The following is a 20,067-nucleotide window of genomic DNA, read 5'->3' on the forward strand; positions in this document are numbered from 1 at the left end:
CGAGTGTCACGCGTCGAGCGCGTCGACGTCGATCTCGTAGGCGCCCTGGACGATGAACTCCTTGCGCGGAGCCACGTCGGAGCCCATCAGCAGCTCGAAGATCTGGGCAGCACCCTCGGCGTCGTCGACGGTGATCCGGCGCAGCGTGCGGTGGCGTGGGTCCATCGTCGTCTCGGCCAGCTGGTCGGCATCCATCTCGCCGAGGCCCTTGTAGCGCTGCACCGGGTCCTTGACCCGGGCGCCCTTCTTCTTCAGCTCCGCGAGCTTCCGCTGGAGCTCGTCGTCGGAGTACGTGTAGACGTACTTCTCCTGGCCCTTCTTCGGCTGCACGATCTCGATCCGGTGCAGCGGCGGCACGGCCGTGAAGACACGGCCGGCGCGGATCAGCTCGGGCATGTACTTCATGAAGAGCGTCGCGAGCAGGCAGCGGATGTGCGAGCCGTCGGCGTCGGCGTCGGCCATGAAGATGATCCGGCCGTAGCGCGCCTGCTCGATCTCGAACGTGCGACCCGAGCCGGCGCCGACGACCTGGATGATCGAGGCGCACTCGGTGTTCTTGAGCATGTCGGCGACGGAGGCCTTCTGCACGTTGAGGATCTTGCCGCGGATCGGCAGCAGCGCCTGGAACTCCGAGTTGCGCGCGAGCTTGGCGGTGCCGAGCGCGGAGTCACCCTCGACGATGAAGAGCTCGGTGCGGTCGTTGTCGCTGCTGCGGCAGTCAGCGAGCTTGGCCGGCAGCGCGGAGGACTCCAGCGCGTTCTTGCGGCGCTGGGTCTCCTTGTGGGTGCGCGCCGCGATGCGGGTCTTGGCGGCGCCGGAGACCTTCTCCATGACCAGCTTCGACTGACGCTTGTCGGCAGCCTTCGTCGAGGTCAGCCACTTCTTGAGCTCGGCCATCACGACCTTGCGCACGATGGTGCGCGCGGCCGGCGTGCCGAGGATCTCCTTGGTCTGGCCCTCGAACTGCGGCTCGGCCAGGCGCACCGTCACGACGGCGGTGAGGCCCTCGAGCACGTCGTCCTTGATGACGTCGGTGTCGTTGACCTTGAGCACCTTCGCCGAGCGCATGACGTCGTTGAACGCCTTGGTCACCGCCGTCTCGAAGCCGCTGACGTGGGTGCCGCCCTTGGGTGTCGCGATCACGTTGACGTACGAGCGGAGCTCGGTGTCGTAGTTGTTGGACCAGCGCAGCGCGACGTCGACGAAGAGCTCGCGCTCGACGTCTTGGGGCGTCATGTGGCCGGCCTCGTCGAGCATCGGCACGGTCTCGGTGAACGTCTCGGTGCCCTGGAGGCGCAGGACCTCGGTCACCGGCTCGCCGCTGCTGAGGAACTCCGCGAACTCCGCGATGCCGCCCTCGTGCTTGAAGCTCTCGGTGACCGGCTCGCTGCCGCGCAGGTCGCTGATGACCAGCTCCAGCCCCGGCACGATGTACGACGTCTGGCGGGCGCGGGTGACGAGCTCGTCGTAGACGAAGTCGGCGTCCTTGGTGAAGATCTGGCGGTCCGGCCAGAACTGCACCCGGGTGCCGCTCTTGCCCTTGGCGACGCGCTTGCCCTTGCGGGTCAGGCCGGCAGTGGGTGTGAAGGCTGCGGTCGGCTTGTCGCCGTCGAAGACACCGGGCACGCCGCGGCGGAACGAGATGCCCTGCTGCGAGGGCGAGCGGTCGACGTCGATGTCCATCCGGGAGGACAGTGCGTTGACGACCGAGAGGCCGACGCCGTGGAGGCCACCGGTGGCGTTGTAGGAGCCGCCACCGAACTTGCCGCCCGCGTGGAGCTTGGTCGCGACGACCTCGACGCCGGTCAGGCCGGTGCGGGGCTCCTTGTCGGTCGGGATGCCGCGACCGTCGTCGTAGACCTCGACGGAGCCGTCGCCGTGCAGCGTCACCTCGACACGGTGCGCGTGGCCGGCCAGCGCCTCGTCCACGCCGTTGTCGATGATCTCCCACACGCAGTGCATGAGACCGCGGGTGTCGGTGGAGCCGATGTACATGCCGGGGCGCTTGCGGACCGCCTCCAGGCCCTCGAGGACCAGGAGGTGCGCGGCGTTGTACGAGTTGTCGATCTCGGTGTCCTTCACAGCAGTCATGTCAGGCGTGAATCTACCGGCGACACGCCACGCGGCCCGGCAGGCACGCCTTGCGCGGAATTCGCTTGCCCGGGTTTGTATGTTGGCCGGACACCAGCACCCATCGCCCCCACACTTGGAAGCAACCACTTCTGGGCACCGGGAAGATGTCCAGCAGGTGAGGATGTGGCCGGAGCCACGAGACATCCGGGGAATCATCTACCCCGATGGCTCGTTGAGCCGGGCACCACGGAAGAAACGAGGCCGATTGTGACTACAGCAGTTGCTCCCGCCAGCACCCTGACCGCCACCGACCGCTGCGACCGCTGCGGCGCTCAGGCCTACCTCAAGGTCGAGCTCGCGTCCGGCTTCGACCTGCTCTTCTGCGCACACCACGCCCGCGAGCACGAGGACAAGCTCCGCGACGTCGCCGTCAACGTCGTCGACGAGACCGCCAAGCTCTCCTCCTGACGGACTGACCTCACGACCGGCCCCGGTCCTGCCCCTGCGGCGGACCGGGGCCGGTCGCGTCTTCTGAGAGAGTCACCCCGTGGACTTCCGCTACGACCTGATCTTCCTGCTCCTCACCGCGATCGGCCTGGTCGGCATCCTCGTCCCGGTCCTGCCCGGCACGATCCTCATCGTCGGCACCTCGATCGCGTGGGCCTCCACCGTCACTGGTTCTACCGCGTGGTGGTTCGCCGCCGTCGTCGTCGCCCTCGGCCTCGCCGGCACCTTCCTCCAGTACGCCGTCCCCGGACGCCGCCTGAAGGCTGCGGGCGTGCCCCGCTCGACGCTGCTGCTCGGCGCGGTGGTCGGTGTCGTCGGCTTCTTCGTGGTCCCGGTGATCGGGCTGCCGCTCGGCTTCGTCCTGGGCGTCTTCCTGGCCGAGTCACGCCGCCTCGGCGCCGGTCCGGCCCGCGCGTCCACGTGGCACGCGGTCAAGGCGGTAGGTCTCTCGATGCTGATCGAGTTCTGCTTCGGGCTCGCAGCGGTGACCGCGCTGGTCGTCGGTGCGGTGAGCACCTGATGGTGGTCGTGCTCCTCGCGCTCGGCGGGGCGATCGCCTACGGCGTCGCCGACTTCGCCGGCGGGCTGCTCTCCCGGAGGGCCTCACCGTGGGCGGTCGCGTTCACGGCCGCCCTGGGGGCCGGCCTCCTCGTGGTGGCGCTCGGCCCCGTGCTGCCCGGCTCCCCCACGTCCGCCGACCTGCTGTGGGCGGCCTTCGGCGGCATCGGCGGTGGCGTCGGCACGGCCTTCCTCTACCGCGGCCTGTCCTCGGGGCGCATGGGCGTCGTCGCGCCCATCTCCGGAGTGGGCGCGGCGGTCCTTCCGGTGCTGGTCGGCCTGGCCCTCGGCGAGCGGCCCGGAGCACTGGTCTGGGTCGGCATCGCCTGCGCACTGCCGGGCATCTGGCTGGTCGCGCGTGACCCGCGGGCCGACAGCGCGTCCAGCAGCGCGTCCGGCTCCACGGGCGTGCTCGACGGCGTGCTCGCCGGCCTCGGCTTCGGTGCGCAGTTCGCCGCGCTCGGCCAGGTCCACGACGGCAGCGGCTTCCTGCCGCTCGGCGTCAACCAGCTCGCCGCGGCCGTCGTCGTCGCCGCCTTGGCCGTCGCGGCGCGCGCGCCGTGGGTGCCGCGCGAGCGGGCGGCGTACGCGGGGGTGGTGTGTGGGCTGCTCGGCCTGGCAGCCACCGGCGCCTTCATGCTGGCCGCCCAGCAGGGGTCGCTGACGGTGTCGTCGATCCTCACCTCGCTCTACCCGGCGTTCACGATCCTGCTCGCGGCGCTCGTGCTGCGCGAGCGCGTGCTCGGCGGGCAGGCGATCGGGCTGGCGCTCTGCGGCGTCGCCGTCGCGCTCGTCGCTGCGGGATGACATGACCCGGCCGCGGCACAGGTGCCGCGGCCGGGCTGTCGGGGTCGGCTACGACGTGCTGTCGTTGTCGATCGTGAACTGCTCCACGCCACACCCGAGGGTGACGCCGTGGTTGTTGCCGTCGCCGACGTAGACGACCTTCCAGCGCCAGACGCCCTGCGCCGAGGCGACGAACGTCGTGTTCGTGGTCGCAGCAGCGTCGCCGGCCAGCGCCACCGTCTCCGTGTACGCCGGGGTCCCCGCGCACGTCGCGTCGGACGGGCTGTAGAGCGCGAAGGTGACGTCACCCGAGGCGTTGTAGCCGCCGGTCAGCGCGAACGAGTCGTTCGGCTTCAGGTGCTGCGCGGTCGTCGCCGCCGGGCTCCTGGGCGCCACGGTCAGCACCTCGTCGGTGCAGGTGCTCATGGCGCCGAAGTTGCCGGCGTCACCCGTGTAGACGGCCTTCCAGTAGTAGGTGCCTGCGCTCGTGAACGCGAGGGCGTCGGAGTCGGCGACGACGCCGTTGGTCACGGCCTTCGTGCCGGCGTCACGCGCTCCGGTGGTGCACGCGCTGTCGGTGTACGCGGTGTAGGTCACCGTGCCGCCGGCGGTTGCCGAGGCGCCGCTGAGCGTGGCGGTGTCGTGGACGCTCGAGCCGACCGGGACCGAGATGCTCGGCTGGTCGCCGTTGAGCTTCGTGGCCAGTGTCGGGCTGAGCTTCTGCCGGTTGGTGAACGTGCAGTCCACCGTTCCTCCCGCCGCGAGCGTGATCGACACGCTCCTGGTGACGAGGTTCGTGACGGTCGAGGTGCCGGTGCCCGTGCTGGTGCAGGTGAGGGCCCGCAGGCTCCATCCACCGGTGGTCGCCTGGCCGGTCGTCATGTCCTCGGTGACCGTGTAGCTGCCCTGCTGCGCGTCCGTGAACGACTGCGTGCCGCCGCCGGAGAGGTCGAACGTGGCCGGCGTCAGGCCGCCGGTGGCGTCGAAGTTGAACGAGTCGTCGCCGTTCTCGGTCGCCTTGTGGATCGTGATCGCCCCACAGTTGCTGATGGTGAAGTTGCCGGGGCCGACGAGGTCCTTCATCTGTGCGGTGCCCGAGTTGCCGGACGAGCGGCTGACGGCATACGCCTTGCCGAAGGACTCGCACTGGTTGGGCTGGAAGACGTGCGCGTCGGTCAGGTTGATGCCGGCCTCGCCGAACTCCTTGATGCCGGGGTTGGCGCCACCGGGCTTGAGGGTGTCGGTGACGGCGGCGACGGCGTTGACCTTCGCCTCCGCGAAGCCGAGGTCGGTCAGGTTGTCGGCCACGCCCCAGCACGGAGCGGCGTCGGAGGCGACCTCGCAGGCGCCGGAGGTGGTCCAGCGGCGCAGGGTGATCACCGGGTCGTCGGTGCCGCCCTCGAAGTCGTAGACGACGAGCATGTCGCCCGCGGTGCGCTTGACCAGGCCGCTGCCCGCGCACGCGCCGTTCTGCGCCTTGTTGAACTCGAAGCCGATGTGGGCCGACGGCGAGGTGGTGTTCTGCGGGATCCGGATCCAGCTCAGGCCGAGGAAGACGTCACCGCCGACGAGCTTCGTCGTGAGGTAGACGCGCTGCAGGTCGTCCTTGTTGGGTGCCTTGGACGGAGCCAGCGTGGCGCAGTCCTGGTCCTGCTTGGTGCCCCCGGCGAAGCCGGTGTCGGAGGTCGCCGACTGCGCGTCCTCGAGCCCACCCAGGGTCCAGCCACCGACGTTCTTCGACGTGACCCGGTACGGCGCGGTGCCGGTCCAGGTGACCGGCGCGAAGCTGTTCCAGTCGTTGTTGATCGACGCCTGCGGGGCGAGGTTGCCGTCGGCGAACTCGAAGCCACCGTCAGTGGAGACCGACGCGCTCGCAGGCGCCGTCGTGGCCGCGAGGCCGAGCCCCGCGAGAAGCAGGGCGGCTGCTGCGGAGAAGACGCGGCGACGCGCCGTCCGGTTCGTGCGAACGTCCATGGACGTACTCCCCATGTCTCACGCCCCCGACGAGGCCACCCGGATGGGGCCGGCGCACCTCTCGACTCTCCGCTCGGCGGCGGCTGCTGCCCATCGCCTCCCTGAGCGGGCCCGGACAGGCCCTCCCCAGTGCAGGACCCCGGGCTGGGGCCCTTGAGCCGGGGTCAGGCGGCCGCGCCCACCACCCAGTACGCCGCCATCCCGACCACCAGGATCACCGTGAGGTTGCGGGTCCGCAGGCCGCAGGCGACCGCTGCCGCGAGCCCGGCCGCTTCGGGCCACCCGATGCCCGAGCCTCCCTCGCTGGTCAGCAGGGAGGCGACGAGGGCCGCGAGCGTGGCGGGGCCGACGTACTCGAGCGCCTGGAGGACCCGCGCGGGGATGCGGCGGTTGGCCAGGCCCAGGATGAAGACCGCGCGGCTGGCGAAGGTGCCGAGGCCGACCAGGAGGACCGCGGCGAGGTCGCTCATGCGTCGACCTCCTGCGGCGACCTGGCCGGCGCCAGGCGGGCGGCCGCAAGACCCGCGAGGACACCCGCTGCTGCGCCCACGAGGAGTCCGCTGCGGTTGGGCAGGTCGGCGGCGAGGACGGTGGCGGCACCGGCGACGACAGCCGCGACGACCTTCGGCGGTGCGGCGCCGACGAGACCCGGCACGAGCATCCCGGTGAACATCACCGGCACCGCGAAGCCCAGCCCCCAGTCGGTCGGCACGGACGGCCCGACCAGCAGGCCGACCGCCGTGCACAGGTTCCAGGCCACGAGCATGAAGAGCGCGGCGCTGAGGTAGTAGCGCCGGAAGTCGTCGGGGTCGTCGTCCCGGTGCGGCTCGGCCAGCACGAACATCTGGTCGATGAGCAGCGCCGACCCCACCCACCGGAACCACGCCGGCTGCCGCTGGAACGCGGGCGCGAGCGCCAGCGAGTAGAGCGCGTGCCGCGTGTTGACCACGAACGCCGCCGTCACCGCCGCCCACGCGGCGCCCGCGCCGAGCAGGGTCACCAGGGTGAGCTGCGCGGCCCCGGCGTACACGATGAGGGAGCTGGAGAGGCCGGTCATCTCGTTGACGCCCGAGTCGAGGATCGCGACCGCGAGCACGAACGCGAACGGGATCGCCGGGATGAACAGGGGCACGGCGTCGAGGATCCCGCGGCGTCTCATGGCCCGATCCTCCCGGGCCGGTCAACCGGTTTGTGCGCGGGGAGCGATGGGGCGGTCGCTACCGTGCAGGGATGGAGCTGACCGCTGTCGAGACCGCCGCCGCCGTCCGTGCCGGGAGCCTGACCGCACGCGAAGCAACCGACCGGGCCCTGCAGCGGATCGCCCGCAGCCAGGCGGTGACCAACGCCTGGCAGGTGGTCCGGACGGAGGCGGCACTGGCCGAGGCCGACGCGATCGACCAGCACCCGGAGCGGTCCACCCTGCCGCTGGCCGGCGTACCGGTCGCGATCAAGGACACCGTGCCGGTCGCGGGCGAGCCGCTGCGGGACGGGTCGCTCGCCACCGACCCCACCCCGCGCGACGCCGACCATGAGGTCGTACGCCGTCTCCGCGCCGCCGGCGCGGTGGTGGTCGGGCTGACCCGGGTCCCCGAGCTCTGCGTCTGGGGCGTCACCGACTCCCGGTTCGGCATCACCCGCAACCCGTGGGACCCGGACCGCACGCCCGGGGGCTCCTCCGGTGGCTCCGCGGCCGCTGTGGCTGCGGGCGACGTGCCGATCGCACACGGCAACGACGGGATGGGCTCGATCCGGATCCCGGCTGCGTGCTGTGGCCTCGTCGGCATGAAGCCGGGCTCGGGCGTCGTGCCGAGCGACGACCGGACCAGCCACTGGAATGGCATGTCCGAGCACGGTCCGCTCGCGACCACGGTGGCCGACGCCGCGCTGATGCTGGCGGTCCTGGCAGGGCGGCCCGAGCTGGCCGAGGTGGGGGCTCCCGGGGCGCTCCGCGTCGCGCTCTCGACCCGCGCCCCCGCGCCGATGACACCGGTCGCCGCGCCCTGGCGCGAGGCGGCCGAGCGCGTCGCGGACCTGCTGCGGGACGCCGGACACCGCGTCACGGACCAGACCCCGCGCTACTCCGCGACGCTGCTGACGACCACCGGCATGGCGCTGTGGACGACCGGCACCGCCGAGGAGGCCGACCTGCTCGCTGATCCGGGAAGCCTGGAGAAGCGGAACCGCCGACACGCGGCGATCGGGCGCGCGCTGGCACGACGCGGGCACCCGAAGCCGAAGCGACGCGAGGCCTGGCGGGCGCGCGCCGAGGCGTTCTTCGACGACGTCGACGTGCTCCTGACACCGGCGCTGGCGCAGCCGCCCGTCAAGGCGCAGGCCTGGTCGAGCCGCGGCTGGCTGCGGTCCGTGGCCGCCAACGCGCGGTTCGCGCCGTTCGCCGCGCCGTGGAACATCGTGGGCTGGCCGGCGATGACCGTCCCCGCGGGTCTCGACCCCGAGGGGCGACCCGTCGCGGTGCAGCTCGTGGGACGCCCGGGCACGGAAGCCAGGCTCCTGGCCGTGGCGGCCCAGATCGAGGCAGGCCAGCTCGAGGCGGGCCAGCCGTGGCCGCGCACGGCGCCGCTCGCCTAGGGGGTACTTCTCAGCGGGTCAACGCGTGGACCGCGAGGAGCGCGAGCGCGACCAGCGGGAAGGTGCCCTGCACGACCGCACCACGCAGCATCTTCGCGTCGTGGGTGACCAGCACGATCGCAGCGCCCAGCATCGAGCCGGTGCCGAAGACGATCAGCGCCGGGCCCGGGCGGCCCCCGTCGGCGAGCACGAAGCCGACGCCGACCAGCGTGCCGATCGCCAGGAAGAGGTTGTAGAAGCCCTGGTTGTAGAAGAGCGACTGCACGTTGGGGTTGGCCGCCTCCTCCGCGGTGAGCCCGAAGACCTTGCGGCCCTTCGTCGTGAAGACGAGGGACTCCATCGCCCAGATGTAGACGTGCAGGAGCCCGGCGAGGGCGGCGAACACCGCGGCAGCAGTCAGCATGCGCTGATCATGGCGTACGCCGGGCGTCGGCGTCCGCGACTCCCCCGGACGCACGCCACCAGCGTCTGCCCAGCACGGCCGCGACGAGGCCCAGGACGCAGGCCAGGCCGGACACGAACACCGCGTCGTGCCTCTCCCACGGGTCCTGCGGCCCGAACCGACACATTGACGTATCCACTATCTCGCCGACCTGCGGAAACGGTGCTCGATGACACGTCAACGTGTTGGTTCGGGCAGGGCCCCCATACGACGACGCCCCCGACCACAGCGGCCGGGGGCGTCGTACGTGCTCGGAGTGAGCGGTCAGTCGAGGTAGTCGCGCAGGACCTGCGAGCGCGACGGGTGGCGCAGCTTCGACATCGTCTTGGACTCGATCTGGCGGATGCGCTCGCGCGTGACGCCGTAGACCTTGCCGATCTCGTCGAGGGTCTTCGGCTGGCCGTCGGTGAGGCCGAAGCGCATGGAGACGACGCCCGCCTCACGCTCGGAGAGCGTGTCGAGGACGGCGTGCAGCTGCTCCTGGAGGAGCGTGAACGACACGGCGTCGGCCGGGACGATCGCCTCGGAGTCCTCGATCAGGTCGCCGAACTCGGAGTCGCCGTCCTCACCCAGCGGGGTGTGGAGCGAGATCGGCTCGCGGCCGTACTTCTGGACCTCGATGACCTTCTCGGGGGTCATGTCGAGCTCCTTGGCCAGCTCCTCCGGGGTGGGCTCACGGCCCAGGTCCTGGAGCATCTGGCGCTGGACGCGCGCGAGCTTGTTGATGACCTCGACCATGTGCACCGGGATGCGGATGGTGCGGGCCTGGTCGGCCATGGCGCGCGTGATCGCCTGGCGGATCCACCACGTGGCGTACGTCGAGAACTTGTAGCCCTTGGTGTAGTCGAACTTCTCGACCGCGCGGATCAGACCGAGGTTGCCCTCCTGGATCAGGTCCAGGAAGAGCATGCCGCGGCCGGTGTAGCGCTTGGCGAGGGAGACGACGAGACGCAGGTTGGCCTCGAGCAGGTGGTTCTTGGCACGGCCGCCGTCGGCGGTGATCCACTCCAGCTCGTCGAGGAGCTTCGGGGAGATCTTGCCGCCCTGGGCGAGCTTCTCGGAGGCGAAGAGACCCGCCTCGATCCGCTTGGCGAGCTCGACCTCCATCTCGGCGTTGAGGAGCGGGACCTTGCCGATCTGCTTGAGGTAGTCCTTGACCGGGTCGGCGGTCGCGCCGGCGACCATGACCTGCTGGACCGGCTCGTCGGTGTCGTCGCTCGAGGAGATGACGAAGGACTCGGACTCCTTCTCCACCTCCTTGATCTCCTCGGAGTCCTTCTCCTTCTCGAACGCCTCGTCCGGAAGGTCGGGAAGGATCTTCTTGCCGTCGGGGCCGACCACGGCAGCAGCCGGGACCTCGACCTCGACGAGCTCGGCCGCCTCGGCCTTCTTCTGCGCCGCGGTCTTGCGCGGGGCAGCGGCCTTCTTCGCCGGAGCGGCAGCCGTCTTGGCCGGGGCCGCCGCGGCCTTCTTGGCCGGAGCCGTGGCGGTCTTGCGCGGAGCGGTGGCGGCGACGGCCTTGTGGTCGTCGGCGTTCATCGCGACCGTGATGCCCTCGGCGGACAGGTGCACGAGCAGCGCCTTGAGGTGGCGGGGCTCGATGGCGGCGGCCTCGGCCGCCTTGCGGACCTGCTCGGGGGTCACGGTGCCGGTCGGCTCCGCGATGGTCACCAGCCCGACGATCTCAGGATGGGACAGGACCTCGGCCGGAAGCAGGTTGCGCGACACGAACACCTCTTGGAGAAATCTGGGTTTGGGGCGCGGCAAGTCCCGCTGTCGTCAAGAGCCGCGGGCATAGTCTGCCACGGCTTCCCAACGTTCCTCGCCACCGCCCGGTGTGAGGCGCGGCGTGGACTACTTCGCAGCCTTCGCAGCAGCCTTCTTGGCCTGCTTGTACTCCCGCACCTTGAGCAGCGACACACCGTCGACGACGTCCGCGACGGAGCGGTGGCCCTCGAGCGCGTAGTCACCCACGGCGGCCTCCCACCCCTCCGGACGGACACCGACCTGCTTGGCGAGCAGCGCCACGAAGATCTGGGCCTTCTGCTTGCCGAAGCCCGGCAGCGCGGTCATCCGCTTGAGCAGGTCCTTGCCGTCCTTCGCCTCGTTCCACAGCCGCGCGGTGTCGCCGTCGTACTCGTCGACGATGACCTGCGCGAGCGCCTGGAGCTTGGCCGCCATCGAGCCCGGGAAGCGGTGGATGGCGGGCGTGGTCGCGCAGAGCGCAGCGAACGACTCCGGGTCGGCCGCGGCGATGTCGCGCGGGTCGATGCTGCCGAAGCGCTCGAGGATCTTCGCCGGGCCGCGGAAGGCGTGCTCCATCGGGAACTGCTGGTCCAGCGCCATGCCGGCGAGGAGCGCGAACGCGCTGTCGGTGAGCACCTGGTCGGCGGCGGGGTCCTGGGCGATCTGGAAGGCCATGGCTCCATCCTGCCGCAGGGCGCGAGGAGGCCGTGCCTCAGGGAACTTCGACGAACCACTCGCGGCCGAGCACGCGGCGCGCGAGAGGGCCGGGGAGGGCGAGCAGCAGCCGGACCGTGCGCACTCCCCCGGTCGCCTGGCTGGCGTGGGCGGCGAGGGCCGCGCGCTTGGCGTCGACCGCGTCACGGACGTCGACCAGGCGTACGTCGGCCGGGTCGGCGTAGATCTCGCCGGCGGGCAGCGTCAGACCGGGCAGCAGCGGCCCCAGCGGACGCAGGACGCGGAGCAGCCGCACCAGGCCCCGGCGGTCACGGGTCGCCTCGAGCAGCACCGGCCGGCGCCTGGCGAGGCCCTGCGCGGCCCGGGCGACGTGGTGCACGGCGACGTGGTCGGGATGGCCGTAGCCGCCGTTTGCGTCGTAGCCGGTGAGCGTGTCGGCCTGCTCCTCGTCGAGGACCGCGGCGAGCGCCCGGGCGGCCTCCGCGACCGGCACGTCGACGAAGCGACCGGGACAGGTCGTGGGCGCGTGGGCCATGCCGGAGTCGGCGTGACCGAGCCAGACGACGCGGGCCGCCCCGAGCGCACGGGCGGACGCCTCGCCCTCCTCCCGCCGGCGAGCGCCCAGCGGTCCGTCGTGGTCGCTCAGCCCGGCATCGCCGTCGGTGGCGAAGACGAGCACGACGCGGTCACCGGCACGTGCCCGTTGCGCCAGCCAGCCTCCGGTGAGCAGTGCCTCGTCGTCGGGGTGCGCGTGGAGCGAGACGATCGTCGCCATCGCGGCGTCAGGCCTCCTCGGCGACCAGCTCCGCCTCGCGCGGCGCGGTCGTCGCGGTGGCGACCTCGGCACGGGCGGCGGCCACGGCGTACAGGTCCTCGGTCTGGCGGAGCACGTCGCTCCAGTCGAACGGCGGCGCGACCGCGCGGTTGTGCGTGGCGATGCGGGCGCGCAGGCCGGGCTCGGCGACCAGGCGGATCAGGGCGCGCACCATCTCGGCGTCGCCGCCGACGAGCAGGCCGTCCTCCTGGTGGCGCACGAACTCGCCCACACCGCTGGCCCTGCTCGCGACGATCGGGAGGCCGACGCAGCGCGCCTCGAGGGCGGCGATGCCGAAGGACTCCTTCGGGGCGGGTGCGACGTAGATCGAGGCGGCGCGGAGCTCATCGAGGACCTGCTCGCGGGTCAGGCGACCGGTCAGGCGCACCACGTCGCCGAGGCCGGCACGCGCCACCCGGCGCTCGACGCGGCGCCGGAGCGGGCCGTCGCCGACGATCACGAGGCGCAGGTCGACACCGGGCGTCGCGGCGCGGACCGACTCGAAGAGCCGGACCAGGTGCACCGGGCGCTTGCGCGGCATGAGCCGCATGACGGAGATCAGGGTGATCGGCCCGCGCGGAGCCGGCACGACCGGCACGGCCTCCGCGAGCGCGGGAACCGGGTCACGCCAGTCGTCAACGTCGATCGCGTTGGGCAGCACGGCCACCTCGGTGTCACCGAGCGAGCGCCGGAACGTGTCAGCCGCCGCACCGCTCACGGCGGACCAGGCGACCGGCCAGCGGCGCAGACCGGCCAGCGCGGCGAGCCGGATCACGCCGCCGGCACCGGCCCACATCGAGTGCACCGTCAGCAGCGTGGGTACGCCGGCGGCGATCGCCGCGCGCGCGACGCCGACGCCGTAGGGGGACCACATCGAGACGTGGACGTGCACCACGTCGTAGTCGGCGATGGAGGCGCGGGCGGCGCCGGCGGGGATCCGGCGTACCCACTCAGGGTCGAGGCCGGCACCGGCGGGGGTCGGGGTGAGGACCTCGGCGTCGATGCCGACGGCCCGCTGGTGGCGGACCAGGTCGTCGACGTGCGTCTCGATGCCGCCGAGGCGCGGCAGGAAGACGTCGGTGACGTGGGCGATGCGGCGGGTCTCCCCCGGCTCCCGCAGCCGCAGCGGGGCGTTGCGCGCCTGCAGTCGCTGGCCGAGGAGCCAGAGGCCCAGCGTGCCGCCGCCGACGGGGATCTCGGCAGCGAAGACGAAGCCGCGGTACAGCACGGCCGCCGCGGTCACGCCCGCCGGGTCACCGCCCAGGGCGAGGAGGACGCCGACGAGGCCGAGGTCAGCGACGCCGACACCGCCCGGCGTCACCGGAAGCACGGTGAGCATCCGCTCGACCGCGAAGCCGGCGAGGACGTCGACCCGGGTGACCTCCGCGCCGGTCAGCTCGAGGCAGGTGCCGAGCAGGATGCACTGCAGCGCGACGTAGCCGAGGATGCCGAGCGACATGCGCAGCCAGCCGTTGGCGACCAGCTGGGCGCACTCGCGGCGCGTCTCGAGCAGGGCGTGGACGACGTCGGGCGACGGGCGGCCGGCGAGGCCGAAGAACGGACGCAGGACGCGCTGGATCGCGCGGCCCAGCAGCGTGGCCCAGCGGACGCTGCCGAGCAGCATCACCGCCAGCCCGGCGACGACGGCGAACGCCACCGCGCCGACGATGAAGGCCCATTTGAGCGGCGTCGTCACCGTCTCGTCGGACCGGGCCAGCACCGCCACGGCGATGATCGGCAGGAGCAGCTTGGAGAGGACGTCCCAGAGGTTCGTCAGGAACGTGTAGCCGGCGAACGAGTGCGCCTCGATCCCCCAGCCCCGCATCATCCGGCGGTTGAGCTCCACCCCGGCCGCACCGCCGAGCGGGACGACGTTGGACACGGCGCTGCCGGTCACGTTGAGGGTGAGGGCGCGCCGGTGGGTGAGGCTCGGCGCCGCCGCGGTGAGCACGAACGAGTGGACGAAGAGCCCGAGGAACCAGATCGCCACGAGCACGACGAGCGCGGTCCAGTGCAGCGACGTCAGCACCGGGACCACGCCGTGCCACGAGACGTCCACCGCGCGCGGCAGGGCGATGCCGACCACCGCGAGCGCCAGCGTCCAGGAGACCAGGAAGCGGACGCGCGCCCAGAGCCGCTTCGCCGGGTCACTCATGACACGCGCACCGGCCTCCGTCGTACGCCGACGGTCAGCGGGCCGAGCGTCCACGCCAGCGCCGCGATCGCGAGGCCGGCGAGGTCGTCGACGAAGAAGTGCCAGCCCAGGTAGACCGTCGCGACCATGGTGCCAGCCACGAATACGGCCATGACGGCAGTCGCGAGGCGGAGGCGGTGCCACCAGAGGACGCCCATGATCACGGCCGCGACGCCGACGTGGAGGCTGGCGAACGCAGCCACCTGGGCGAAGGCGTCATCCGCGTGCGGGGCGGCCCGGAGGTTGTCCCACTGCTGCATGTAGCGAGCCTGGGTGTCCTGGATCGGCATGTGCGGCAGGCCCGCGAACTCCTGCGGCGCCGAGTGGAACGGGCCCAGCGTCGGGATCAGGTAGTAGGTGCCGGTGCCGAGCATCCACACCCAGACGAACGCCGCGATGCAGGCGTAGGCGTCCTTCAGACGCGTCGCCAGGGCCACGCAGGCGGGGAACGCGATGACGACGAGCGTCGGGAAGGTCTCGTACCAGACGAAGAGCGTCCACGCCGCGGCGTGCTCGCCGAGCAGGTCATGCAGGAGGACGGCCGGGCTGTGGCCGAAGAACAGGGCGCGGTCGACGTCGAGCAGCCACTGGTCGTGCGGGTCGCGCAGGTCGTTCCAGCTCTTGAGGTTGTGATAGACGAGGTAGGTCACGTGGTACGCCAGCAACGCGACCCACGACCAGGCCAGCCGGGCCGGGGTCCACTTCTCGCGGATCAGCCGCCAGGTCCGCGACGGAGACAGCGGAAGGCCGGCGCGGAGCACCGCCTCGGCGAGCACGCAACCGGCGAAGATCGCGGCCGTCAGCTCCAGCCGACCGACGAAGTAGGCGCCGCCCGGGTCGCGGAAGGGCACACCGACCTGGAGCGACCGCGCGACTCCGAGGGCGGTGAAGAGCGCGACCACCGCCCACAGGCGGAGCGGCCCCGACAGCCAGCGAGACGAGGCCTCCGAGGGGACGCTGGTGGACGGGCTCTCAGGGGCAATCAGCTGGTCCACCCTTGCATCATGCCGACATATTCCTGAACTGCACATGAAGACGCGCATTCATGGACGTCTCGGGCACCCGGAACGAGCGCCTGTGGAAGGCGTCCGGCCGCTGTCGGTGGCTTGGGGCAGGCTCGGCCCATGGACCCCGCTCCCCTCGACGCTGCGACGCAGTCAGCCCTGCGTCGCCTCGTCTTCGAGCTCCGCCGCAGCACCCGCGCGCGGGTCTTCGCTCCCGTCGTCCACGTCGGTGTGCCCGGCGGCGAGGTCTTCGTCGCTCCCGCCGACGGCCTCGACCAGGCGCTGCGCACCGACCTGGTGCTGACCCTCCTCGCCATGCACCACGAGGACGCGCGGCCCTCCGTCTGGCTCACGCGCGTCGGCGAGCCCGGCGGGCACGACCTCGACGCCGGGTGGGAGGCAGCGGCCCGGGCGGCCTTCGGAGAGTCGGGCGCGCCGCTCCCCTGGTTCGCCGTGGTGACCAAGCAGGGCTGGGTCCGTCCTGTCACCGGCGAGACCCGCACGTGGCAGCGGCTACGCCTGCGTGGCGCGCGCGATGTCTGACCACGCCGTCGGTGGCACCGCGGCCTGGAGGAGGTCGGCCACGAGCCGGGCGAGGGAGCACTCCGGGTCTGCGGCGGACGACCGGTCGACCGCGCACCACGCCAGCGCCCCGTGGCCGGCGAGCCAGGCGGCGAAGGCCAGGACCGAGGCGACACCCGCGACCAGCACGTCCGGCGTGCGCACGACGACCTCGCGCCAGAAGTCGAGCTGCGCCTCCACGGTCTCCCTGCGCAGCTCCGACCAGGCGGCGTCGCGCACCTCGGGGTCGAGGCAGGCGTGGGCCAGCCGCGCGACCTCGCGCTCCGCCAGCGGACCTCCGCCGGCCAGGCCCCGCGCGACGAGCGCACGCACCTCGTCCTGGTCGGGCAGGGGCTCCGCCAGCTGCACCAGCCATGCCTGCAGCACCGCCTCGGCGGCCACGGGGTCGGCCGCCACCGACGCGGCCACGGCTGCGCGCGAGGCGAGGGTGACCCGGCCGTCGAGCACCGACTGCGCGGTCAGTGCGTGCGTGCTCACGTCGTACGGATGGGGTGTCGCCTGCGCGGGGTCCTCCTCCGGGCTGACGTGGAACCACGACGTGCCGTCGCTGCGGAGCGGCTTGATCACCGCGAAGCCGTGGGCACCGAAGACGTCGCTCGCGTGCAACGCCGTCGAGGCCGCGCGGGCCGCGTCGCTGGAGTACGCCACGAAGAGCACGGTCTCGGGTCGCTGGCGCAACGCCGGGGTGAGCATCATGTCGACGACCCGCCCGACGTGGCCGGGCTCCCCGGGCAGGTCCACGCGGGCGTGGAAGGAGCGTCGGCCGCCGAAGGTGAGCATCACCAGCGACTCCTCGGGGTGGAAGCCGAGCACGGCCGGCACGACGGCCAGCAGGTCCTCGGGGGTGCGGGCCTTGAAGACGGCCCCTGCCTGGGTGGTCTCGGTGGTCATGGAGCGACGGTGCTCCCCCACGACCCCACCCCGCGGGGCCGTGGCAGCACCTGGTGGAGGACTACCCCGCCGCATCCCCTGTGCGCGAAAAGCGGCTCGGGTAGGTTCCGCCCCATGAGGTCCGAGGCGAGCGTGCTCCACCTCGACCTCGACGCCTTCTACGCCTCCGTCGAGCAGCGCGACAAGCCCTCGCTCCGGGGCAAGCCGGTGATCGTCGGCGGCACGGGCGGACGCGGTGTGGTGGCCACGTGCTCCTACGAGGCCCGCGTCTTCGGCGTCCGCTCCGCGATGTCGACCCGCGAGGCACGCGCCCGGTGCCCGCACGCGGCGTTCCTCGGCGGCCGGTTCCCGGCGTACGGCGAGGCGTCGCGCATCGTGATGGGCCTGCTTCGGGAGGTCTCGCCGCTGGTCGAGCCGCTCAGCCTCGACGAGGCGTTCGTCGACCTCGCCGCGGGCGGGGTGACCGACTTCAGCCTCGAGGGCCTGACCGCGTTCGGCCATGAGCTGCGCGCGCGGGTTGCCGAGGCGACCGGCGGGCTCACCGCCAGCGTCGGCATCGGCACCAGCAAGTTCATGGCGAAGGTCGCCAGCGACCTCGACAAGCCCGACGGCCTCGTCGTCGTGGAGCCCGGGCGCGAGCAGCAGCTGCTCCGGCCGATGTCGGTGAAGGTGATCCCCGGCGTCGGGCCCGCGACCGCCGAGCGACTGCGGCGCATGGGCGTCAGCACCGTCGCCGACCTGCAGTCACGCGGCGAGGAGGAGCTCGTCCTCGAGCTGGGCCAGGCCCACGGCCACGGGCTCTGGCGCCTGTCGCGGGCCCTCGACGACCGGCCGGTCGTGGCCGAGCGCGAGGCGAAGTCGGTCAGCGTCGAGGGCACCTACGAGGAGGACCTCACCGACCGGAGGGTGATGGAGGCGGTGCTCACCCGTCAGGCCTCCTCGGTCGCGACGCGGCTGCTCAAGCACGGCCTCTCCGGACGCACGATCAGCATCAAGGTGCGGCTCCACGACTTCACGACGCTCTCCCGCTCGACCACGCTGCCCAGTCCCACCGACAGCGCGTCGACGATCGCCCGCCTGGCGCGCACGATGCTGGGTGACCTCGACCCCAGCGGCGGCGTGCGGCTCCTCGGCGTCGGCGTCAGCGGCCTGGCCGACTGGGTGCAGGACGACCTCTTCGGCAGCGTCGCCGAAGCCGAGCCCGAGGAGGAGCTGCCGGAGCTGCCGGAGCTGCCGTCGCGCATGCGCGCCCAGTGGTGGCCCGGTCAGGACGTCGTCCACGCCAGGATGGGCCGCGGCTGGGTCTGGGGCGCCGGCAGCGGCGTGGTCACGGTCCGCTTCGAGACCGCCGAGACCGGGCCGGGCCCGGTCCGCTCCTACAAGGCCGACGACCCGGAGCTCGCGCCCTGGACCCGCCCCACCGACGACGAGGTCAGCTGACCCGCACGCCGAAGGCGGCGCGCATGTCGGCGGCGTACCTCGCGTTGCGCAGGTGCGAGACGTGCAGGACGTCCTCGATGAACCGCGTCAGCGAGTAGTGGTTGAGGCGCGTGGTGACGACCTTGTGGGCCTGGTACTTCGAGCCGACGACGGTCAGCACCCGGTTGCCTTCGTTGTGGGCGTCCTCGTCGGCCGTGATCACGATCGCCAGGCGCCCCGCCGCCCAGTCCGGGCCGGAGGTCATCATGTTGATCCGTCGCGCGATCCAGTCGTCCGCCTGCGCGAGCGTGCCGTCGTGCGCGTCGTGGACCACGTTGGGGATCAGGAACCCGACGTTCGGCAGGTGCCCGCCGGCAGCATCGGTGGCGAAGCGCGAGGCCGGGTTGTCGTACTTCCGGCAGCCGGTGCGGCTGTCGACGAAGTACGTCCACGGGTTGTGGCGCACCGCGTAGTAGCCGTAGTTGGACAGGTAGCAGTTGGACGGCATCGAGTCGGCGTACGTCCGAGCGGTCCTGCCGTTGGCGAGCGCCTGGCTGAAGACGCTGCGCCCCTTCAGCTGGTGGGCCGACGGCGGCTTGTCGTCGGTGATGCCGTACGTCGAGCCCGACGCGATCGCGATGTAGTTGGGCAGCGAGGGGTGCCGGATCGCGTAGTAGTTGCTCGCGTAGGCGTACTTCGACGCGAACGCGAACGTCTTCGGCATGCCCGCCTTCATCTGCGACAGCGAGTGGTTCTCGACCATCACCACCATCACCTTGGTGACGCGCGGCACCGAGGTGGAGACCGGAGCGATCGTGCCGCCGGTCGAGGGCTTGCCGGCGCCGGGCTCGTCGCGCACCACGAAGAGGACGGCCAGCGCGACCACGGAGGCCACGAGGGTGGTCACGGCAACGGCGATGCGGGCAGCTCGGTTCACACCTCCATCACAACACGACGGTCAGCCGCGACGGAACCGGAGGCGCTCCCCCGGCCCCACCTGCGCGCACATCCACAGGTCGTCGGGGTGCACGACGGCCGCGACCGGGTAGCCGCCGGTCACCGGGTGGTCGGCGAGGAAGACGACGGGCTTCCCCGACGGCGGGACCTGGACGGCGCCGAGCACCATGCCCTCGCTGGCCAGCTCCCTTCCGACGTACGCCGGGTGGCGCCGCAGGGCGGGCCCGTCCAGGCGCAGCCCCACGCGGTTGGAGTCGGCGTCCACGGTCCACGGGCCCGCCACGAGGGCGTCGAGCGGGTCCCCGTCGAACCAGTCGGCCCGGGGCCCGGGCAGGAGGCGCAGCGCTGAGACCATCGGCGCGCGCGGGGTGTCGAGCGCCTGCGGTTCGCCCGCAGCAGCGCCGATCGGCAGCCGGGCGCCGCCCTCGACGCGCGCCGGGCCGACCCAGGCGAGCGTGTCGGTCGCACGCGACCCGAGGACGGGCTCGACCGCGATGCCACCGGCGACGGCGAGGTACGAGCGGACACCGGTCATCGGCAGGTCCACGCGCAGGACCGCGCCGGCGGGGACGTGCACCGGCTCGCCGAAGGCAACGGCCCGGCCGGCCACGCTCACCGGGGAGCAGGCGCCGGTGACCGCGACCCACGTCGGCCCTGCGGGACGCACTGCGACCGTGCCCAGCACCTCCAGCACCGCCGCGGACGCCTCGTTGCCCACCAGCCGGTTGGCCAGCAGTGCAGCCGGCTCGTCGAGCCACCCGGCCCGCGGCACGCCGAGGTGAGCGAAGCCGGGCCGGCCGGCGTCCTGGACCGTCACCAGGCCGGTTGCCGCCAGCACCTCGAGAACCCGCACGGC

At 72.3% G+C, this 20,067-nt stretch carries 20 protein-coding genes; 6 read left to right on the forward strand and 14 right to left on the reverse strand.

The window, feature by feature from the left end:
- Window positions 1-6 precede the first annotated feature (6 nt).
- Window positions 7-2,091, reverse strand: a complete 2,085-nt coding sequence (locus tag IEX47_RS04980) for a DNA gyrase/topoisomerase IV subunit B (protein ID WP_188782917.1) — start codon at window positions 2,089-2,091, stop codon at window positions 7-9.
- Window positions 2,092-2,340: 249 nt separating this feature from the next.
- Here IEX47_RS04980 and IEX47_RS04985 point away from each other — a divergent pair, with 249 nt between their 5' ends.
- The 3 genes from IEX47_RS04985 to IEX47_RS04995 all read left to right on the forward strand — a co-directional run bounded on the left by IEX47_RS04985 (window position 2,341) and on the right by IEX47_RS04995 (window position 3,945).
- On the forward strand, window positions 2,341-2,541 hold the full coding sequence (locus IEX47_RS04985) for a DUF7455 domain-containing protein (protein ID WP_188782918.1): 201 nt from the start codon (window positions 2,341-2,343) through the stop codon (window positions 2,539-2,541).
- A 79-nt stretch (window positions 2,542-2,620) separates the two neighbouring features.
- Window positions 2,621-3,100: a DUF456 domain-containing protein gene (locus IEX47_RS04990; RefSeq protein ID WP_188782919.1), complete on the forward strand. Its 480-nt coding sequence runs from the start codon at window positions 2,621-2,623 to the stop codon at window positions 3,098-3,100.
- On the forward strand, window positions 3,100-3,945 hold the full coding sequence (locus tag IEX47_RS04995) for an EamA family transporter (RefSeq protein ID WP_229662640.1): 846 nt from the start codon (window positions 3,100-3,102) through the stop codon (window positions 3,943-3,945). The genes IEX47_RS04990 and IEX47_RS04995 overlap by 1 nt, the downstream gene beginning before the upstream one ends.
- A gap of 48 nt (window positions 3,946-3,993) precedes the next feature.
- Here IEX47_RS04995 and IEX47_RS05000 read toward each other — a convergent pair whose 3' ends face one another.
- The 3 genes from IEX47_RS05000 to IEX47_RS05010 form a co-directional block, all read right to left on the reverse strand.
- Window positions 3,994-5,898, reverse strand: a complete 1,905-nt coding sequence (locus IEX47_RS05000; RefSeq protein ID WP_188782920.1) for a prealbumin-like fold domain-containing protein — start codon at window positions 5,896-5,898, stop codon at window positions 3,994-3,996.
- Between the two features lie 164 nt (window positions 5,899-6,062).
- On the reverse strand, window positions 6,063-6,368 hold the full coding sequence (locus IEX47_RS05005) for an AzlD domain-containing protein (protein ID WP_188782921.1): 306 nt from the start codon (window positions 6,366-6,368) through the stop codon (window positions 6,063-6,065).
- Complete coding sequence (locus IEX47_RS05010; RefSeq protein WP_188782922.1) at window positions 6,365-7,057, reverse strand: AzlC family ABC transporter permease; 693 nt, start codon at window positions 7,055-7,057, stop codon at window positions 6,365-6,367. Before IEX47_RS05010 ends, IEX47_RS05005 begins: the two co-directional genes overlap by 4 nt.
- 71 nt (window positions 7,058-7,128) lie before the next feature.
- Here IEX47_RS05010 and IEX47_RS05015 point away from each other — a divergent pair, with 71 nt between their 5' ends.
- Window positions 7,129-8,487 carry an amidase gene (locus tag IEX47_RS05015; protein ID WP_188782923.1) on the forward strand — a complete coding sequence of 453 codons (1,359 nt, stop codon included), beginning with the start codon at window positions 7,129-7,131 and terminating at the stop codon, window positions 8,485-8,487.
- A 10-nt stretch (window positions 8,488-8,497) separates the two neighbouring features.
- Here IEX47_RS05015 and IEX47_RS05020 read toward each other — a convergent pair whose 3' ends face one another.
- The 7 genes from IEX47_RS05020 to IEX47_RS05050 form a co-directional block, all read right to left on the reverse strand.
- The gene (locus IEX47_RS05020; RefSeq protein WP_188782924.1) at window positions 8,498-8,890 is read right to left on the reverse strand and encodes a DUF1304 domain-containing protein; all 393 of its coding nucleotides are present in this window, start codon (window positions 8,888-8,890) and stop codon (window positions 8,498-8,500) included.
- 7 nt (window positions 8,891-8,897) lie between these two features.
- Complete coding sequence (locus tag IEX47_RS05025; protein ID WP_188782925.1) at window positions 8,898-9,056, reverse strand: hypothetical protein; 159 nt, start codon at window positions 9,054-9,056, stop codon at window positions 8,898-8,900.
- 137 nt (window positions 9,057-9,193) lie between these two features.
- Window positions 9,194-10,468 carry an RNA polymerase sigma factor gene (locus IEX47_RS05030; RefSeq protein ID WP_229662697.1) on the reverse strand — a complete coding sequence of 425 codons (1,275 nt, stop codon included), beginning with the start codon at window positions 10,466-10,468 and terminating at the stop codon, window positions 9,194-9,196.
- A 315-nt stretch (window positions 10,469-10,783) separates the two neighbouring features.
- Window positions 10,784-11,350, reverse strand: a complete 567-nt coding sequence (locus IEX47_RS05035; RefSeq protein WP_188782927.1) for an HhH-GPD-type base excision DNA repair protein — start codon at window positions 11,348-11,350, stop codon at window positions 10,784-10,786.
- 37 nt (window positions 11,351-11,387) lie between these two features.
- Window positions 11,388-12,125: a PIG-L family deacetylase gene (locus tag IEX47_RS05040; RefSeq protein WP_188782928.1), complete on the reverse strand. Its 738-nt coding sequence runs from the start codon at window positions 12,123-12,125 to the stop codon at window positions 11,388-11,390.
- A gap of 7 nt (window positions 12,126-12,132) precedes the next feature.
- Window positions 12,133-14,319 carry a glycosyltransferase gene (locus tag IEX47_RS05045; RefSeq protein WP_188782929.1) on the reverse strand — a complete coding sequence of 729 codons (2,187 nt, stop codon included), beginning with the start codon at window positions 14,317-14,319 and terminating at the stop codon, window positions 12,133-12,135.
- Window positions 14,316-15,353, reverse strand: coding sequence for a phosphatase PAP2 family protein (locus tag IEX47_RS05050; protein ID WP_229662641.1), 1,038 nt, complete (start codon window positions 15,351-15,353; stop codon window positions 14,316-14,318). Before IEX47_RS05050 ends, IEX47_RS05045 begins: the two co-directional genes overlap by 4 nt.
- A 129-nt stretch (window positions 15,354-15,482) precedes the next feature.
- On the opposite strand from IEX47_RS05050, the gene IEX47_RS05055 reads away from it, so the two are divergent.
- Window positions 15,483-15,905: a hypothetical protein gene (locus IEX47_RS05055; protein WP_188782931.1), complete on the forward strand. Its 423-nt coding sequence runs from the start codon at window positions 15,483-15,485 to the stop codon at window positions 15,903-15,905.
- Here IEX47_RS05055 and IEX47_RS05060 read toward each other — a convergent pair.
- Complete coding sequence (locus tag IEX47_RS05060) at window positions 15,876-16,835, reverse strand: DUF4192 domain-containing protein (RefSeq protein WP_188782932.1); 960 nt, start codon at window positions 16,833-16,835, stop codon at window positions 15,876-15,878. The two genes, IEX47_RS05055 and IEX47_RS05060, sit on opposite strands and share 30 nt — an antisense overlap.
- 114 nt (window positions 16,836-16,949) lie before the next feature.
- Between IEX47_RS05060 and IEX47_RS05065 the strand changes: the two genes are divergently transcribed.
- Complete coding sequence (locus IEX47_RS05065) at window positions 16,950-18,275, forward strand: DNA polymerase IV (protein WP_188782933.1); 1,326 nt, start codon at window positions 16,950-16,952, stop codon at window positions 18,273-18,275.
- Here IEX47_RS05065 and IEX47_RS05070 read toward each other — a convergent pair.
- Both IEX47_RS05070 and IEX47_RS05075 read right to left on the reverse strand, forming a co-directional pair.
- Window positions 18,268-19,191 (reverse strand): alkaline phosphatase family protein, encoded by a 924-nt coding sequence (locus IEX47_RS05070; RefSeq protein ID WP_229662642.1) that lies wholly within the window; start codon window positions 19,189-19,191, stop codon window positions 18,268-18,270. The two genes, IEX47_RS05065 and IEX47_RS05070, sit on opposite strands and share 8 nt — an antisense overlap.
- 21 nt (window positions 19,192-19,212) lie before the next feature.
- Window positions 19,213-20,064 carry a 5-oxoprolinase subunit C family protein gene (locus IEX47_RS05075; protein WP_229662643.1) on the reverse strand — a complete coding sequence of 284 codons (852 nt, stop codon included), beginning with the start codon at window positions 20,062-20,064 and terminating at the stop codon, window positions 19,213-19,215.
- Window positions 20,065-20,067: the final 3 nt, after the last annotated feature.

The sequence above is a fragment of the Nocardioides phosphati genome, from assembly GCF_014646375.1.
Taxonomy (GTDB): Bacteria; Actinomycetota; Actinomycetes; order Propionibacteriales; family Nocardioidaceae; genus Nocardioides; species Nocardioides phosphati.

What these genes read in the sequence shown, in the direction of transcription:
- IEX47_RS05045 (WP_188782929.1), bottom strand. Translation starts at nt 14,319, where the DNA reads ATGAGTGACCCGGCGAAGCGGCTCTGGGCGCGCGTCCGCTTCCTGGTC.
- IEX47_RS05005 (WP_188782921.1), bottom strand. Translation starts at nt 6,368, where the DNA reads ATGAGCGACCTCGCCGCGGTCCTCCTGGTCGGCCTCGGCACCTTCGCC.
- IEX47_RS05000 (WP_188782920.1), bottom strand. Translation starts at nt 5,898, where the DNA reads ATGGACGTTCGCACGAACCGGACGGCGCGTCGCCGCGTCTTCTCCGCA.
- IEX47_RS04980 (WP_188782917.1), bottom strand. Translation starts at nt 2,091, where the DNA reads ATGACTGCTGTGAAGGACACCGAGATCGACAACTCGTACAACGCCGCG.
- IEX47_RS05040 (WP_188782928.1), bottom strand. Translation starts at nt 12,125, where the DNA reads ATGGCGACGATCGTCTCGCTCCACGCGCACCCCGACGACGAGGCACTG.
- IEX47_RS05030 (WP_229662697.1), bottom strand. Translation starts at nt 10,468, where the DNA reads ATGAACGCCGACGACCACAAGGCCGTCGCCGCCACCGCTCCGCGCAAG.
- IEX47_RS05065 (WP_188782933.1), top strand. Translation starts at nt 16,950, where the DNA reads ATGAGGTCCGAGGCGAGCGTGCTCCACCTCGACCTCGACGCCTTCTAC.
- IEX47_RS05035 (WP_188782927.1), bottom strand. Translation starts at nt 11,350, where the DNA reads ATGGCCTTCCAGATCGCCCAGGACCCCGCCGCCGACCAGGTGCTCACC.
- IEX47_RS05010 (WP_188782922.1), bottom strand. Translation starts at nt 7,057, where the DNA reads ATGAGACGCCGCGGGATCCTCGACGCCGTGCCCCTGTTCATCCCGGCG.
- IEX47_RS05015 (WP_188782923.1), top strand. Translation starts at nt 7,129, where the DNA reads ATGGAGCTGACCGCTGTCGAGACCGCCGCCGCCGTCCGTGCCGGGAGC.
- IEX47_RS05020 (WP_188782924.1), bottom strand. Translation starts at nt 8,890, where the DNA reads ATGCTGACTGCTGCCGCGGTGTTCGCCGCCCTCGCCGGGCTCCTGCAC.
- IEX47_RS05060 (WP_188782932.1), bottom strand. Translation starts at nt 16,835, where the DNA reads ATGACCACCGAGACCACCCAGGCAGGGGCCGTCTTCAAGGCCCGCACC.
- IEX47_RS05055 (WP_188782931.1), top strand. Translation starts at nt 15,483, where the DNA reads ATGGACCCCGCTCCCCTCGACGCTGCGACGCAGTCAGCCCTGCGTCGC.
- IEX47_RS04995 (WP_229662640.1), top strand. Translation starts at nt 3,100, where the DNA reads ATGGTGGTCGTGCTCCTCGCGCTCGGCGGGGCGATCGCCTACGGCGTC.
- IEX47_RS05025 (WP_188782925.1), bottom strand. Translation starts at nt 9,056, where the DNA reads ATGTGTCGGTTCGGGCCGCAGGACCCGTGGGAGAGGCACGACGCGGTG.